Raw genomic sequence first — 13,600 nt, forward strand, 5'->3', positions numbered from 1 at the left:
CCTGACCTTCGGCACTCGAGTACCGCCCTTGCCGTTGCCCCACCGCACCCTGTGGAGAACAAGCGTGAAGCTGAGCTGGCTGGACATCCGAGCCCTGGGAACGGCCAAGGAGGCCGTCCTCCAGGAAGCACTGCACCACCGTCTCGACGGCGTCGTCGCGGCCGAGGCCGCCGACCTGGCCGCGCTGCCGCCGACCGTCACCAAGGTACTGCTCGCCGGGGACGAGCTGCCGGAGGACTTCGGCACGGCGAACGTGGTGATCGTCGACCCGCTCAAGCACGGGACCACACCTGCCGAACTGGCGGTGCTGCACCCGAACGTGGAGTTCGGCCGCTTCGTCGAGATCGTCGATGCCGACACGCTGGACCTGGCGTGCGAGTCGGCGCGCACCGAGCGGTGGAGCCTGCTGCTGTTCCGCGACCCGACCAAGATCCCGCTGGAGATCGTCATCGCGGCCGCCGCCCGGGCCACCGGCAGCCTGATCACCGTCGCCCAGGACGTCGAGGAGGCCGAGATCATCTTCGGCGTGCTGGAGCACGGTTCGGACGGTGTGATGATGGCGCCCGCCGGGGTCGGCGACGCCGCGAAGCTGAAGGCGGCCGCCCGGCTGGAGAGCCCGGCGCTGGACCTGGTCGAGCTGACCGTCACCGCCACCGCGCACGTCGGCATGGGGGAGCGCGCCTGCGTGGACACCTGCACCTACTTCCGCGAGGACGAGGGCATCCTGGTCGGCTCGCACTCCAAGGGCATGGTCCTGTGCGTCAGCGAGACCCACCCGCTGCCCTACATGCCGACCCGGCCGTTCCGGGTCAACGCCGGCGCCATCCACTCCTACACCCTCTCCAAGGACGAGCGGACCAACTACCTCAGTGAGCTGAAGGCCGGGAGCAAGGTCCTGGCGGTGGACGTCAAGGGCCAGACCAGGCTCGTCACCGTGGGGCGGGTGAAGATCGAGTCGCGTCCGCTGATCTCGATCGACGCGGTCGCGGAGAACGGGCAGACCGTCAACCTCATCCTGCAGGACGACTGGCACGTGCGCGTGCTCGGCCCCGGCGGTGCCGTGCTCAACAGCACCGAGCTCAAGCCCGGGGACAAGGTGCTCGGCTTCCTGCCGAGCGCGGACCGCCACGTGGGCTACCCGATCGACGAGTTCTGCCTGGAGAAGTGAGGGTTCGCCGCCCGGCGAGCACCGACGTTTCGGCCGATGAGGACCATGAGCACTGACCAACGACCCCGCATCGCCGTCGTCGGCGGAGGTATCGCCGGACTGACGGCCGCCGCCTGCCTGCTCCGCGCAGGCCTGCGGTGCACCGTCTTCGAACAGGCCTCCGCCTTCGCCGACGCCGGCGCGGGCATCCAGCTCGCACCCAACTCGGTGCGGATCCTGCACCGGCTGGGGCTGGCGGAGGCGCTGGACCTGCGCGCGACCCGGGCGACCGCGATCGAGACCCGCCGCTGGCAGGACGGCGGCCTGCTGGCCCGGACGGAGCTCGGTACGCACTGCGAGACGGCGTACGGTGCCCCCTACTACCTGATCCAGCGCGCCGACCTGCACCGCAGCCTGCTGGAGCTGCTGCCCCCGGACGTCGTGCGGCACGGTGCGGTGTGCGACTCGGTGGTCGAGTCCGACGGCGGGGCGGTGCTGCACTTCCGGGACGGCACGGCCGAGCGGGCCGATGTCGTCGTCGCGGCGGACGGCATCCACTCGGCGATCCGGGGCACGCTGATCGACGACGGGCCGAGGTTCTCCGGGCACACGGTCTACCGGGGCCTCGTCCCGGCGGACCGGCTGCCCGGGCTCTTCGACGAGCCCAAGGTGGTGTTCTGGCTCGGGCCCGGCGGCCACGTCACCAGCTACCCGATCGCCGGCCACAAGCTGGTCCACTTCAGTGCCGTCACCACCTCGCCGGGCTGGAACCCGGCGGTCTGGCGCGCGCAGGCCCGGGTCGAGGAGGCGGCGGCCGCCTTCGCCGGCTGGGGCGAGGAGGTCCGCCGCTTGATCGACGCCGCGGACGAGGTCCACCACTGGGCGCTGTTCGACCGGCCCCGCACCCTGTCCTGGAACACCGACCGCATCGCGCTGGTCGGCGACGCCGCCCACCCGATGCTGCCCTACCTGTCCCAGGGCGCCAACCAGGCGATCGAGGACGCCGCCGTGCTGGCGGCCCTGCTGCCGGCCGGGGGGCCTGCGCCGGCGCAGGCGCTCGGCACCTACACGGCGCTGCGGGAGCCGCGCGCGGGGGAGGTCCACCGGCGCTCCAGGGAACGGGGACTGACGTTCCACTTCCCCGACGGACCGGACCAGCGGAGCCGGGACGCGGCCATGCCCGAGGCGGAGCGGCTCAGCGCGTACGGCTGGCTCTACGGCTACGACGCCGAGACCGCGGCACAGGCCCTGACCAGCACAGGAGGACACGGTGGACCGGAGCACGGCTGACGCCTACCTGCGGCGCATCGGCGCGCCCCGGCCGGAACGGCCCGACGCCGAGGCCCTGCGGACCCTGCAGGAGCGGCACCTGTGCGCGGTGCCGTTCGAGAACATCGACATCAGGATGGGCCGGCCGGCCGAGCTCGGGGACGAGGTCGTCGAGAAGATCACGGCCCGCCGGCGGGGCGCATCCTGCATCGAACTGGCCAGTTCCTTCGCGGAGTTGCTCGGAGCGCTGGGCTACGAATCGGTGACCCTGCTGGGCGGGCGGATCTTCCACGGCGGCCGGTTCATGGACCCGGTCGTCCACTTCGCGCTGAAGGTCGACGCCCCCGAACCGTGGCTGGTGGACATCGGGTTCCTCCGCGGAAGCCGGCACCCCCTGCGGTTCGACGTGCGGGAGCCGCAGCGCGACCAGGAGGGCGAGTTCCTGCTGCTGGACACCGAGGACGGCGGCATCGAACTGCGGCGGGACGGCGTACCGCAGTACCGGCTGTACCCGACGCCGTTGTCCTTCGCGGACTTCCCGCCGACCTGGTGGGCCTGGACCCTGCCCGAACTGCCGCTGTCGCACCTGATGGTGTGCTCGGTGCTGGACGCGACGGGACGCACCACCATGGTCGACCAGCGGCGGCTGCTGCGGGTCGAGCAGGGCCGGACCTCCGAGCGCCTGCTGGAGCAGCCGGACGAGGTGCTGCGGGTCTACCGCGAGGTCTTCGGCATCGAGCTGGACCGACTCCCCGAACCGGCGCCGGGCCCCGAGCAGGACGACCCCGAGGTGCTGGACGCGTACCGCAGCTGGTTCCGCGCCCGGTACGGAGAGGACGCCGCCTTCTCCGGCGGCCTGTGGACACGATGAGCGAGGACTGAAGACATGCGGCGCACCCTTTTCACCGAGGACCACGACCGGTTCCGCGAGACGGCGCGCGCGTACTACCTGAGGGAGTGCGCCCCGCACGCCGAGGCGTGGGAGCGGGACGGCGTCGTCAGCCGGGAGGCCTGGCTGGCGGCCGGGCGGGCCGGGCTCATCGGCTGGGAGTTCCCGGAGGAGTACGGCGGGCAGGGCATCCGGGACTTCCGGTACAACGCCATCATGGCCGAGGAGATGGCCGCCACGGGCTCGGTGGGGATCGGCCTGGGCCTTCAGAACGACGTCATCCCGCCGTACCTGACCGGGCTCACCACCGAGGAGCAGAAGCGGCGGTGGCTCCCCGGGGTGATCTCCGGCGAGACGATCTGCGCCATCGCGATGTCCGAGCCGGGGGCGGGTTCCGACCTCAAGGCGATGCGCACGACGGCCCGCCGCGAGGGCGACCACTACGTGCTCGACGGCCAGAAGACCTTCATCACCAACGGCGTGCTGGCCGACCTGGTGATCGTGGCCTGCAAGACGGATCCGGCGGCCGGCCACCGCGGCATCAGCCTGCTCGTGGTGGAGCGCGGAATGGCGGGCTTCGAGCGCGGGCGCCGGCTGGACAAGGTGGGGCTGAAGGCCCAGGACACCGCGGAACTGCACTTCGAGGGCGTCCGGGTGCCGGTGGCCAACCTGCTGGGGGCCGAGGGCGCCGGGTTCCGCCACATGATGGAGAACCTCCCCACCGAGCGGCTGGCCATCGCGGTCAGTGCGCTGGCCGGTGCGGAGCGGGCCTTCGAGCTGGCCCTGGAGTACGCCAGGACGCGCACGGCGTTCGGCCGGCCGATCGGCAGCTTCCAGGCCAACCGCTTTGCCCTGGCCGCTCTGCGGGCGGAGCTGAACGCCGCTCGCGGCTACGTGGACGGCTGCATCATGGCCCTGGTCGACGGGCAGCTCAGCCCGGAGGACGCGGCCGCGGCGAAGTACTGGACGACCGAGACGGCCTGGCAGGTCATCGACCGCTGCGTGCAGTTGTTCGGCGGCTACGGCTACATGAACGAGTTCGAGATCGCCCGGATCTGGCGGGACAACCGCGTGCACCGCATGTTCGGGGGAACGTCCGAGATCATGCAGGAGATCGTCGGACGTTCCCTCGGCCTGTGAGCCCCGGGCCGTGAACCCCGGTCGGTGGGCTACCGCAGTGGGTGGGCTACCGCAGTGGGTGGGCCTTCCAGAAGTAGTTGCTGATCCCGTCGGTCGTCGACATCCGGCGGAAGGTCATCGAGACGCGCAGGCCCGCCCGCACGTCCTGCTCGGCGACGTCGGTGAGTTCGCAGCGCAGCCGGCCGCCGCCGTCGAACTCGACCAGGGCGAGGATCAGCGGAGGGTGCGGCGAGTACGCCAGCCGGTCGACCGTGTACTCGACCACGGTCGCCGGAACGCCGTCCATCCGCTCGGGCACGCAGCTGTCCACCGAGCGGCACGTTCCGCACACCCGGGTGGGCGGCAGCTGCCGGCTCCCGCACCCGGTGCACCGGCCGGCGGTGAAGCCGAACTTCCAGTCCGCCCGGCGGTGGGACGGCGGCGCGGCCGGGGCCGGGGGGGCCGGCCGCAGCTGCGGTTGCCGGTCCAGGAAGCCGCGCCAGGTCAGGTAGTCGGCGTAGGCCAGCGAGTCGTCCCCGCCGGCCGTTCGCGGGGCTGCCGGGCGGGTGGCCCGGTGGGCGGCGAGCGCCTCGCCGGTGCGCAGCACCAGGACGCAGACGCCGTCGCCGATGACGACCAGGGCGATGGTGCGGCCGGGCTCCGCCCGGTCCAGGACGTCGGCGAGCAGGATTCCGGCCTGCGCCGCACCGGCGTTGCCGATCGCGCCGGTCAGGTCGTCGGCGACCTCCCGGGCACCGGCCCCGAGCCGGGCCGCGACCGAGCGGGCGGCGCGGCGGTGCAGACCCGCGACGATCAGGTGGTCGATCCCGTCGGCGGCGAGACCGGCCCGGTGCAGCGCCTCGGTGACCGCGCTCTTCGCGAGCGGCAGGTAGACCTGCTCGGTGAAGCGCTCGTCCCAGACGCAGGACGCGGTCGCGCCGGCCGGCCGCCAGCGGTCCAGGACCTCGGTGGTCACCGACGCGGTCGCGAGGACCTCGGCGAGGGCCGGCAGCCCGTCGTCCTGCGCGAAGAGGAACGCCGCCGCGCCGTCCCCGCCCTCGGCCTCGTCCTCGCTGCCGGGAAGCCCGACCCGGACGTCCGAGAGCACCACCAGGCTGTCGGAGGGCGTCCGGGCGCCCAGCAGCAGCGCGCCCGCGCCCGAGCGCACCGAGCCGGCCAGGTCGACGGCCAGGACGTCCGGGCCGAGGCCGAGTGCGGCGTGGATCGCGGCGGCGTTGGTCTTGTCGAGGTACGTCGGTGCGGCGGTGGCGAAGAGCAGCTGGCGGACGGCCTCCCGACCGTCGGGCAGGCCGGCGAGTGCCGAGCGGGCCGCCTCCACGCCCATCGTGGTGCTGTCCTCGTCGTACGAGGCCACCGTGCGGGTGCCCCGGCCGGGGGCGGTTCCGAGGGTGGCCCGGATGGCGTCCCGGCGGAGCCGGAAGTGCGGCAGGTAGGAGCCGTACGCGACCAGGCGTGGCATGAGGGCACTCCTCCTAAATAGTTAGATTGTTATGCTAATATATAGATGTCGGAGGCCTAGGGTGGGAGGTTCTGTGGCGTCGAGGGGCATCCGCGACAAGGTCGCGATCGTCGGGATGGGATGTACTCGCTTCGGCGACCACTGGGCCGCGTCGGCCGACGACCTGCTGGTGGAGGCGGCCCGCGCCGCGACCGCCTCGGCCGGTCTGACGGACGACCAGGTCGACGCGTACTGGCTCGGAACCCTGGGCTCGGGCAGCTCCGGACTCACCCTGTCGCGGCCGCTGCGGCTGCCGTACCGGCCGGTGACCCGGGTCGAGAACTACTGCGCCGCCGGTTCGGAGGCGCTGCGCAACGCCTGCTACGCGGTGGCGAGCGGGGCCTACGACGTGGCGATGGCCATCGGCGTCGAGAAGTTGAAGGACTCGGCCATGTCCGGACTCGCGGGCGCGGCCGTGCCGGGGGACGGAACCGAACCCGAGCTGACCGCCCCGGCGGCCTTCAGCCTGCTGGCGCCCGCGTACGCGCGGAAGTACGGCCTGGACCGGTCGGTGATGCGCGAGGTCCTGGACCGGATCGCCTGGAAGAACCACGCCAACGGCGCCCGGAACCCGCTGGCGCACTTCCGTCGGGCCGTGCCCCTGGAGGCCATCCGGAAGGCCCCGCGCGTGGCGGGGGAACTCGGGCTGTTCGACTGCTCCGGCGTGAGCGACGGATCGGCGGCCGCGATCGTGGTCCGGGCCGAGGACGCCCACCGCTACACGGACCGGCCGCTCTACGTCAAAGCCCTCTCCCTCGCGGCCGGGCCGGCCACCGGTGTGGTCGACCCGGACTACGACTTCACCACCTTCCCGGAGGTCAGGGCCTCGGCCCGGGACGCGTACCGGCAGGCCGGCGTCGTGGACCCGAAGGCGGAGCTGGCCCTCGCCGAGGTGCACGACTGCTTCACCGTCACGGAGCTGGTCCTGCTGGAGGACCTCGGACTCGCCGAGCCGGGACGGGCCTGGCAGGCCGTCCTCGACGGGGCCTTCGACCTCGACGGCGAGCTGCCCGTCAACCCGGACGGCGGCCTGAAGGCCTTCGGCCACCCCATCGGCGCCTCGGGCCTGCGGATGCTCTTCGAGTGCTGGCTCCAACTGCGGGGCGAGGCTCCGCCGGAGCGCTCCCTGCCGGAGGCGGTGCGGGGCCGGACCCTGGCGATGACCCAGAACCTCGGCGGCGGCCCCGGCGAGTGCCTGTCGTTCGTATCGATCGTGGGCTCGGAGCCCTCGGCGTGACTGTGGAGGAACCAGTGACCCAACTCTGTGCCGACCGCGTGGTGCTCGTCACCGGAGCGGGCAACGGGATCGGGCGGGCACACGCGCTCGCCTTCGCGGCCGCCGGCGCCCGGGTGGTGGTGAACGACCTGGGCGGCTCCCGGGACGGAACCGGCGGTTCGGCCGGGCCCGCCCAGGCGGTGGTCGAGGAGATCCGGGCCGCGGGCGGCGAGGCGGTGGCCAACCTCGACGACGTCTCCGGCTGGGCGGGGGCGGCGCGCATGGTGGAGCACGCCGTCGACGCCTTCGGCCGCCTCGACGTGGTCGTCAACAACGCCGGGATCCTGCGCGACCGGGCCCTGGTCACGATGGAGGAGCAGGACTGGGACGCGGTCCTGGGCGTGCACCTGAAAGGCACCTTCGCGGTGACCCACCACGCCGCCCGGTACTGGCGGGAGCGGGCGAAGGCGGGCGGGACGGTGGCCGGGCGGGTGATCAACACGACCTCGGCCTCGGGGCTCTTCGGCAATCCCGGACAGGCGAACTACGCGGCGGCGAAGGCCGGCATCGCGGCCCTCACCATCACGGCGGCCCAGGAGTTGAGCCGGTACGGCGTGACGGTGAACGCGGTCGCCCCGTCCGCGCTGACGCGGATGACCGAGGACATCGGCGTCATGTCCGACCTGGTCGAGCGCTTCGACCTCGTACCGGAGAACGTCTCGCCCGTCGTGGTCTGGCTGGGCAGCCTGCTCTCCGGCGACCTCACCGGCCGGGTGATCTCGGTGTTCGGGAGGCGGATCTCGGTGGCCGAGGGTTGGGTGAACGGGCCCACGGCCACCGGCACGGGGCGCTGGAGTGCGCAGGAGGCGGGCCGGGTGGTGACCGACCTGGCCGCCAGGGCGGCCGTCAACGCCGATGCCTTCGGTGAGCGCCCGGCCCGCTCGGACTGAGCGGGGCGACCGCCTCAGGCGAGCAGTTCGAGCGGGGAGTCTCCATCGGAGGCCGCCGAGGTCCGGGCCATCAGCGCGGTGTGCCGCTGCCAGTGCCGCTCGGCCTCGGCGCCCTTGCCCGCGGCGATGAGGCGGACCACCTTGAGGTGCGCCTCGTGGTCCTTCTGGAAGTCCGGGCCGTCGCCGCCGGCGGCGTGCTGGGTGCCGACCTCCGCGAAGATGCACTGCACCGTCTCGCTGACGGTGATGACCGCGCGGTTGCCCGTCAGTTCCACGAGCGTCGCGTGGAACGCCGCGTGGGCCTCGGCGGCTGCCACCGGGTCCGTCCCGGCCTCCCGCTCGGCGGCCAGGGCCTCCCGGAGGCGTTCGACGTCCGATTCGCTCTGCCGCTCGGCGAGCAGCCGCGCACAGGGCGGCTCCAGGGAGCTGACGAGATCGAACATCTCGCTCAGGTTGGTATTTCTGTACTCGAGGATAAGGCCGAGGTAGCGCGCAGCCGTCTTCGGATCGGGCGCGTTGACCCGGGCTCCGCCGTGCACCCCGCGGCGCACGACGATCAGCGACTCCGATTCGAGCACGCGGATCGCTTCGCGCAATGTGGGACGGGACACCCCGAACTGCTCCATCATTGCGGATTCGGGTGGCAGTGCGTCACCGGGGGAGAGCTCGCCCTGGATGATTGCGCGTCGAAGGGCGTCGGCCACCAATTCGGCCGTCTTCGGCACGCGTACCCTCTGGCCCGAACTGACGCGGACGGGGACAGGTCCGGAGAGCTTGAGTGCTCGATCCGCATTGCTCATGAGGGCGTCCCGGGGCTTTGCCGCTGGATAAGGTTGAATAATTCAATCATGATTACCCTGTGGTAGCAAGTTGCCATGCGGTGGTCAAGGGGTTCGCAATGTGAAGTCGACCCCCTGTTCGGGTAACCGACAAGATCAATTCTGTTATCGCGCCTCTTGAGCGTTCCTCGAGTTGTCCGGAGAACTCGTCGCGATGCGGGGGTCGTCCCGCCGTCGGGGTCGACGGGCCGCCGCGGAGTCGCCGTCCGCCGTCCGGGCCCCGCTCGTCGTCCGGGCCCCGCCCCTCGCCCGGGCCCCACCGGCCACCCGAGCCTGGCGGCCGGTGGGCTTGCCGCCGATCCCATGCCGCCCGCCGGGCAGCCCTGCTATCCTATGAATTAGTTAACTAGTTTATTCCTTTCGGGGTGGGATGTGGGTAGGCTCGACGAGAAGGTCGTCATCGTCACCGGCGCCGCCTCGGGCATCGGGGCGGCCACGGCGCGGCGCGTGGCGCTGGAAGGCGCCGCCACCGTGCTCGCCGACATCGATGTCGAGGGAGCACGACGGCTGGCGCACGAGATCTCCGACGCCGGGGGCTCCGCGCTGGCCGTCGAGGCGGACCTCGCGGACCCGGTGTCCGTCCGCGCCATGGTGGCCACCACCGTCGAGCGCTTCGGCGGACTGGACGTACTGCACAACAACGCGGCGGACACGAGGTTGGCGGCCCGTCAGGACCTGGCCGTCGCCGAAGCGGACCCGGACGTGTGGGACCGGACGATGACCGTGAACCTCCGCGGCACGATGCTGGCGATCCAGGCGGCGCTTCCGCACCTGGTGGCGCGCGGTGGCGGATCGATCATCAACACCTCGTCCGCGGCGGGCCTGTCGGGAGACCTGAGGAACCCGGCCTACGGAGCCTCCAAGGCGGCCGTCATCAGCCTGACGCGTTACGTCGCGACCCAGGCCGGCAAGGACGGTGTGCGCTGCAACGCCATCGCGCCGGGACTCATCGTCACCGACGCCAGCCGCGGCTCGGCGCAGGGGTCGATGCACGACATGATGCTGCGCCACCACCTGACCCCGCGTCTCGGACGGCCGGAGGACGTCGCCGCCCTCGTGGTGTTCCTGGCCTCCGACGAGTCCGGCTTCATCACCGGCCAGACCCTGTCCGTGGACGGCGGCCTCCTCGCTCACCAGCCGTACTACGCCGACCTGCGAAGCATGTGACCGGAGGAAACGGGATGTCGTCGATCGCCACTGGTCCGGAGCTCGCGAACCGGGTCTGCCGGGAACGGCTGGCGCCGTGGCTCCGGACGCCGGAGCCGTCCCCCGCCCCCGAGTCACTGCTCTCCTGGTTCGGCCCGGGGCCGTTCGGCGTGGACCGCCCCGGCAGCGAAGCCGTCGTGCAGGCGCTCTCGGGACTGATGCACGTGCACGGACAGGAAGCCGGCCGTCCCCGGCGGCTGGGGCTGGACGTGGCGTCGGTCGCGGCGGGGCTGCTGGCCGCGCAGGGCGCACTCGCCGCCCGGATCGGGCAGGCGAGGGGGATGGCCGTCCGGCGGTGCGAGACGTCCGTCCTCCAGGCGGGCTTCCTGCTGGCCGGGCACTACATCGCCGAGGCGTCATCACCGGATCCGTGGGGGCCGGCGGTCCGGGGCGACGGCGGCCCGCCCGCCCTGCGGAGCGCCGACGGCCGGTACTTCGAACTGGAGACCTTCGACCCGCTGGTCTGGCGCGGCTTCTGGCAGGAACTCGGCGCCGAGCGTTCGGTCCTGGGCCGCGCGTGGACGGCCCATCAGCACCGCTACCTCAAAGGCTTCTGCCTGCTCCCCGCGGAGCTCCACACGGCGGCCGCCGCGACGCCGTGGTCCCGCATCGCCGAGGTGGCCGCGGCCTGCGGGATGAGCCTGTCGCCGCTCCGGGGCTACCGGGAGGTCCTGGCCGAGCCCGGTCTCTGGCCGGGCCACCCCCGGCTCACCCCGTTCCGGCCCGAGACCGGTGCCACCCCGGAGGCCGGCACCGTCGCTCCCGCACCGTCCGCCCCGGAGCTGCCGCTCTCCGGCCTGCACGTCGTCGAGTGCACCAGCCGGGTCCAGGGCCCGCTGGCCGGCCTCCTGCTCCGGATGCTCGGGGCCACCGTCACCTGGTGCGAGCCGCCGGCCGGCGACGCGAGCGGGATGGGGAACCTGCTCCACCGGGGGAAGGAGCGGGTGCAGCTCGACCTGAGCCGGCCGGCCGGGCGCAACGAACTCCGCGAGCTCGTCGCCGACGCGGACGTCTTCCTCCACAACTGGCGCCCCGGGAAGGCGGCCGAGTGGGGGCTCGGCGCGGAGACGCTCTCGTACGACAACTCCCGCCTGGTGTACGCCGAAGCCTCCGGCTGGGGGCCCGTCCTGGACAAGCCCGAGATGGTCGGGGCGGAGTTCATGGTGCAGGCGTACGCCGGGGTGGCGAGCGGCCTGACCCCCGAGGGCGAGCAGCCGAACACCTCGCGGGTCCTCATGTGCGACATCGCCGGAGCGCTGGTGGCCTGCGAAGGGGTCCTGGCGGGGCTCCTCGAACGGGAACGCACGGGCGTCGGCGCCCTGATGCAGTCCTCGCTGCTCTCCGCGGCCATGACGCTCCAGTCGGACGTGCTGCTCGACCTGGCGACCGGCAGGGAGCACGGCCGAAGGGCCGGCAGGCCGGTCTGGGGGCCGCTGGACCACCCGGTCGAGACCGACGACGGCTGGCTGGTGGTCAGCCCGGACGACGAGGACGCCGGCCGGGGACTCCGGCAGGCCCTGGGCCTTCACGGCGGCTCGGACGAGCTGCTCCGCCGGCGTCTGGGATCAGCCCCGGCCGCGCACTGGGAGAAGCTCGCGTCGGAGGCCGGAGTTCCGGCGGCCGAGGTGTCCCGGGACCTCTCCGGGCTCCCGGCCGATTCCCGCTTCTCACCGTTCTTCGAGCCGTTGGCCGAGGGCGGGTACGCCCCGGCCGCGCCCTGGAGCTTCCACTGACCCCGGTCGCCGACTCCGGCCCCGTACGAAAGGCTGCGATGGATACCCTGCACGCATCGCTTCCGGCACTGCGCGACGCCTGTCGCAGGTGGTCGGACCGTCCGGCGATCACCTTCCGCGGGCGGACGATCAGCTACGGCGAGTTCGGGGACGGCGCGGCCGCGTTGGCGGCGTCCTTCCGCCGTCTCGGCGTCGCCTCCGGTGACCGGATCATCTGCCAACTGCCGAACTCTCCCGAGTACCTGATCTCCCTGGCCGCGGCCTGGGAGTGCGGTGCGGTGCTGGTGGGCGTCGACCACGACCTCACCGGTGCCGAACTGGCCTCGCTGATCCAGCGGACCGAGGCGGTCGTCCTGCTCTACCAGCCGCGCAAGGACGGCGTGGACCGGGCCGAACTGCTCTCGGTGGTACGGGAGTCCTGCCCGGAGGTCGCCGTTGTCGTGCACGGCTTCGAGCCGGACGACCCGGGCGACCTCCGACTGGCGGACCTGCTGGACGACCGGGACCGGACGGGCGCCCAGGCGGTTCCGGTGCCCGTCGCACCCGAGCGGACCGCCACGCTGCTCCTCACCTCCGGGACGACCGGTCTCCCCAAGTGCGCCGTGGAGACCTTCGGGGCCCTGTGGGGGAAGATCTCCTGCTTCGCGGACGCCTACCGGCCCGGCCCCGAGGACGTCCATCTGCTGTACCTGCCGCTGGCGCACGCCTTCGGGCTCAAGCTGTCCCTGACGGCTCTGACCACCGGCGGCCGGCTGGTGCTCATGGAGCGGTTCTCGCCGGAGGGCGCGCTGCAGCTGATCACCGACGAAGGGGTCAGCGTGCTTCCCGGCACGCCCACGCACTTCCAGCTGCTGCTGGACCGGTTCGATCCCGCCCGCCACGACGTGACCGGCCTGCGCTGGTCCGTGGCCGGCGCAGCGACCTTCCCCAGGCCGCTGCTGGAGAAGGTGTACGGGATCCTCGGGGTGGATCTGCTCTACGTGTACGGATGCAGCGAGGGCTTCTTCAGCTACACCACCGATCGGGAGGAGATCCGCGCCGGGTCGGTCGGTCACCGTGTGTTCCACGGGCCGCCGGGTTCCCCGCCGAACGGACGCATGGCCGTCATGTCGACGGACGAGGACCGGGAAGTGCCCGACGGGGTGGTGGGCGAAATCGTCTTCGGCGCCGCGAATCCGGTCCGGTACTGGGGCCGGCCTCCGGTGGCCACCGCCGGCTGGTACCGGACCGGCGATCTGGGGCTGATCGATTCCGAGGGGCGCCTCTTCATCAAGGGGCGGATCAAGGAATTGGTCAATCGCGGTGGTCTCAAGGTCTCCTGCGGTGAGGTCGAGGCCGCTTTGACCGCCCTGCCCGAGGTCGTCGACGCCGCCGTCGTGCCGGTTCCCGATCCGGTCCTCGGCGAGGTCATCGGGGCCTGCGTCGTCCCCGCGACGCCGGGCGGCGCCCTCGGGTTGGAGGAGATCAGGGCACTCCTGGGGCGGACGCTGGCGCGCCATAAACTCCCGGACCGGCTCTGGGTCACGGACGCGATACCGAGGACGAAGGTCGGAAAGGTTGACCGATCGTCAATTCGATTTCCTGACCCGCAGATAGCCTTGTAGGGACTCCACAAGATCCGGTCGAAGTATCGGTCATCGCTGCCCACCACGGCGAACTCCCGTGCCTGGCACGCTCGTAGACGGAGAATGGTCCGGTCATCTGCGCGACGGC

The 13,600-nt window shown here is 72.3% G+C and carries 11 protein-coding genes; 9 read left to right on the forward strand and 2 right to left on the reverse strand.

Translation table 11 applies throughout. The annotated features are described in order from the left end of the window. Nucleotide 1: 1 nt before the first annotated feature. Genes ACIRRH_RS25545 through ACIRRH_RS25560 form a run of 4 tightly spaced genes read left to right on the forward strand, consistent with a single transcriptional unit; the run spans nucleotide 2 to nucleotide 4,445 of the window. Nucleotides 2-1,168, forward strand: coding sequence for a 3-dehydroquinate synthase II family protein (locus ACIRRH_RS25545; RefSeq protein WP_403071840.1), 1,167 nt, complete (start codon nucleotides 2-4; stop codon nucleotides 1,166-1,168). Nucleotides 1,169-1,213: 45 nt separating this feature from the next. Then, nucleotides 1,214-2,437, forward strand: a complete 1,224-nt coding sequence (locus tag ACIRRH_RS25550; RefSeq protein ID WP_403071664.1) for an FAD-dependent monooxygenase — start codon at nucleotides 1,214-1,216, stop codon at nucleotides 2,435-2,437. Next, nucleotides 2,418-3,287, forward strand: coding sequence for an arylamine N-acetyltransferase (locus tag ACIRRH_RS25555; RefSeq protein WP_403071667.1), 870 nt, complete (start codon nucleotides 2,418-2,420; stop codon nucleotides 3,285-3,287). Before ACIRRH_RS25550 ends, ACIRRH_RS25555 begins: the two co-directional genes overlap by 20 nt. Nucleotides 3,288-3,302: 15 nt before the next feature. Next, a complete protein-coding gene (locus ACIRRH_RS25560) occupies nucleotides 3,303-4,445 on the forward strand; it encodes an acyl-CoA dehydrogenase family protein (protein ID WP_403071670.1) in 1,143 nt (380 codons plus the stop codon). 46 nt (nucleotides 4,446-4,491) lie between these two features. Here ACIRRH_RS25560 and ACIRRH_RS25565 read toward each other — a convergent pair whose 3' ends face one another. Continuing rightward, nucleotides 4,492-5,904, reverse strand: a complete 1,413-nt coding sequence (locus ACIRRH_RS25565) for an OB-fold domain-containing protein (RefSeq protein ID WP_403071673.1) — start codon at nucleotides 5,902-5,904, stop codon at nucleotides 4,492-4,494. Nucleotides 5,905-5,935: 31 nt separating this feature from the next. Here ACIRRH_RS25565 and ACIRRH_RS25570 point away from each other — a divergent pair, with 31 nt between their 5' ends. Then, a complete protein-coding gene (locus ACIRRH_RS25570; RefSeq protein WP_403071676.1) occupies nucleotides 5,936-7,180 on the forward strand; it encodes an acetyl-CoA acetyltransferase in 1,245 nt (414 codons plus the stop codon). A 14-nt stretch (nucleotides 7,181-7,194) separates the two neighbouring features. Next, nucleotides 7,195-8,109 (forward strand): SDR family oxidoreductase, encoded by a 915-nt coding sequence (locus tag ACIRRH_RS25575; RefSeq protein WP_403071679.1) that lies wholly within the window; start codon nucleotides 7,195-7,197, stop codon nucleotides 8,107-8,109. A gap of 14 nt (nucleotides 8,110-8,123) precedes the next feature. On the opposite strand, the gene ACIRRH_RS25580 is transcribed toward ACIRRH_RS25575, so the two are convergent. Beyond that, nucleotides 8,124-8,909, reverse strand: a complete 786-nt coding sequence (locus ACIRRH_RS25580; protein ID WP_403071682.1) for a FadR/GntR family transcriptional regulator — start codon at nucleotides 8,907-8,909, stop codon at nucleotides 8,124-8,126. A gap of 411 nt (nucleotides 8,910-9,320) precedes the next feature. Between ACIRRH_RS25580 and ACIRRH_RS25585 the strand changes: the two genes are divergently transcribed. From ACIRRH_RS25585 to ACIRRH_RS25595, 3 genes are read left to right on the forward strand one after another with little or no spacing between them, the layout of a single operon-like run. Beyond that, entirely contained in the window at nucleotides 9,321-10,115 is a 795-nt protein-coding gene (locus ACIRRH_RS25585; protein ID WP_403071685.1) for an SDR family NAD(P)-dependent oxidoreductase, read from the forward strand. A gap of 14 nt (nucleotides 10,116-10,129) precedes the next feature. Further along, complete coding sequence (locus ACIRRH_RS25590) at nucleotides 10,130-11,887, forward strand: CoA transferase (protein ID WP_403071688.1); 1,758 nt, start codon at nucleotides 10,130-10,132, stop codon at nucleotides 11,885-11,887. Nucleotides 11,888-11,925: 38 nt separating this feature from the next. After that, nucleotides 11,926-13,491, forward strand: coding sequence for a class I adenylate-forming enzyme family protein (locus ACIRRH_RS25595; RefSeq protein ID WP_403071691.1), 1,566 nt, complete (start codon nucleotides 11,926-11,928; stop codon nucleotides 13,489-13,491). Nucleotides 13,492-13,600 lie beyond the last annotated feature (109 nt).

This window comes from Kitasatospora sp. NPDC101235 (genome assembly GCF_044767505.1).
Classification (GTDB): Bacteria; Actinomycetota; Actinomycetes; order Streptomycetales; family Streptomycetaceae; genus Kitasatospora.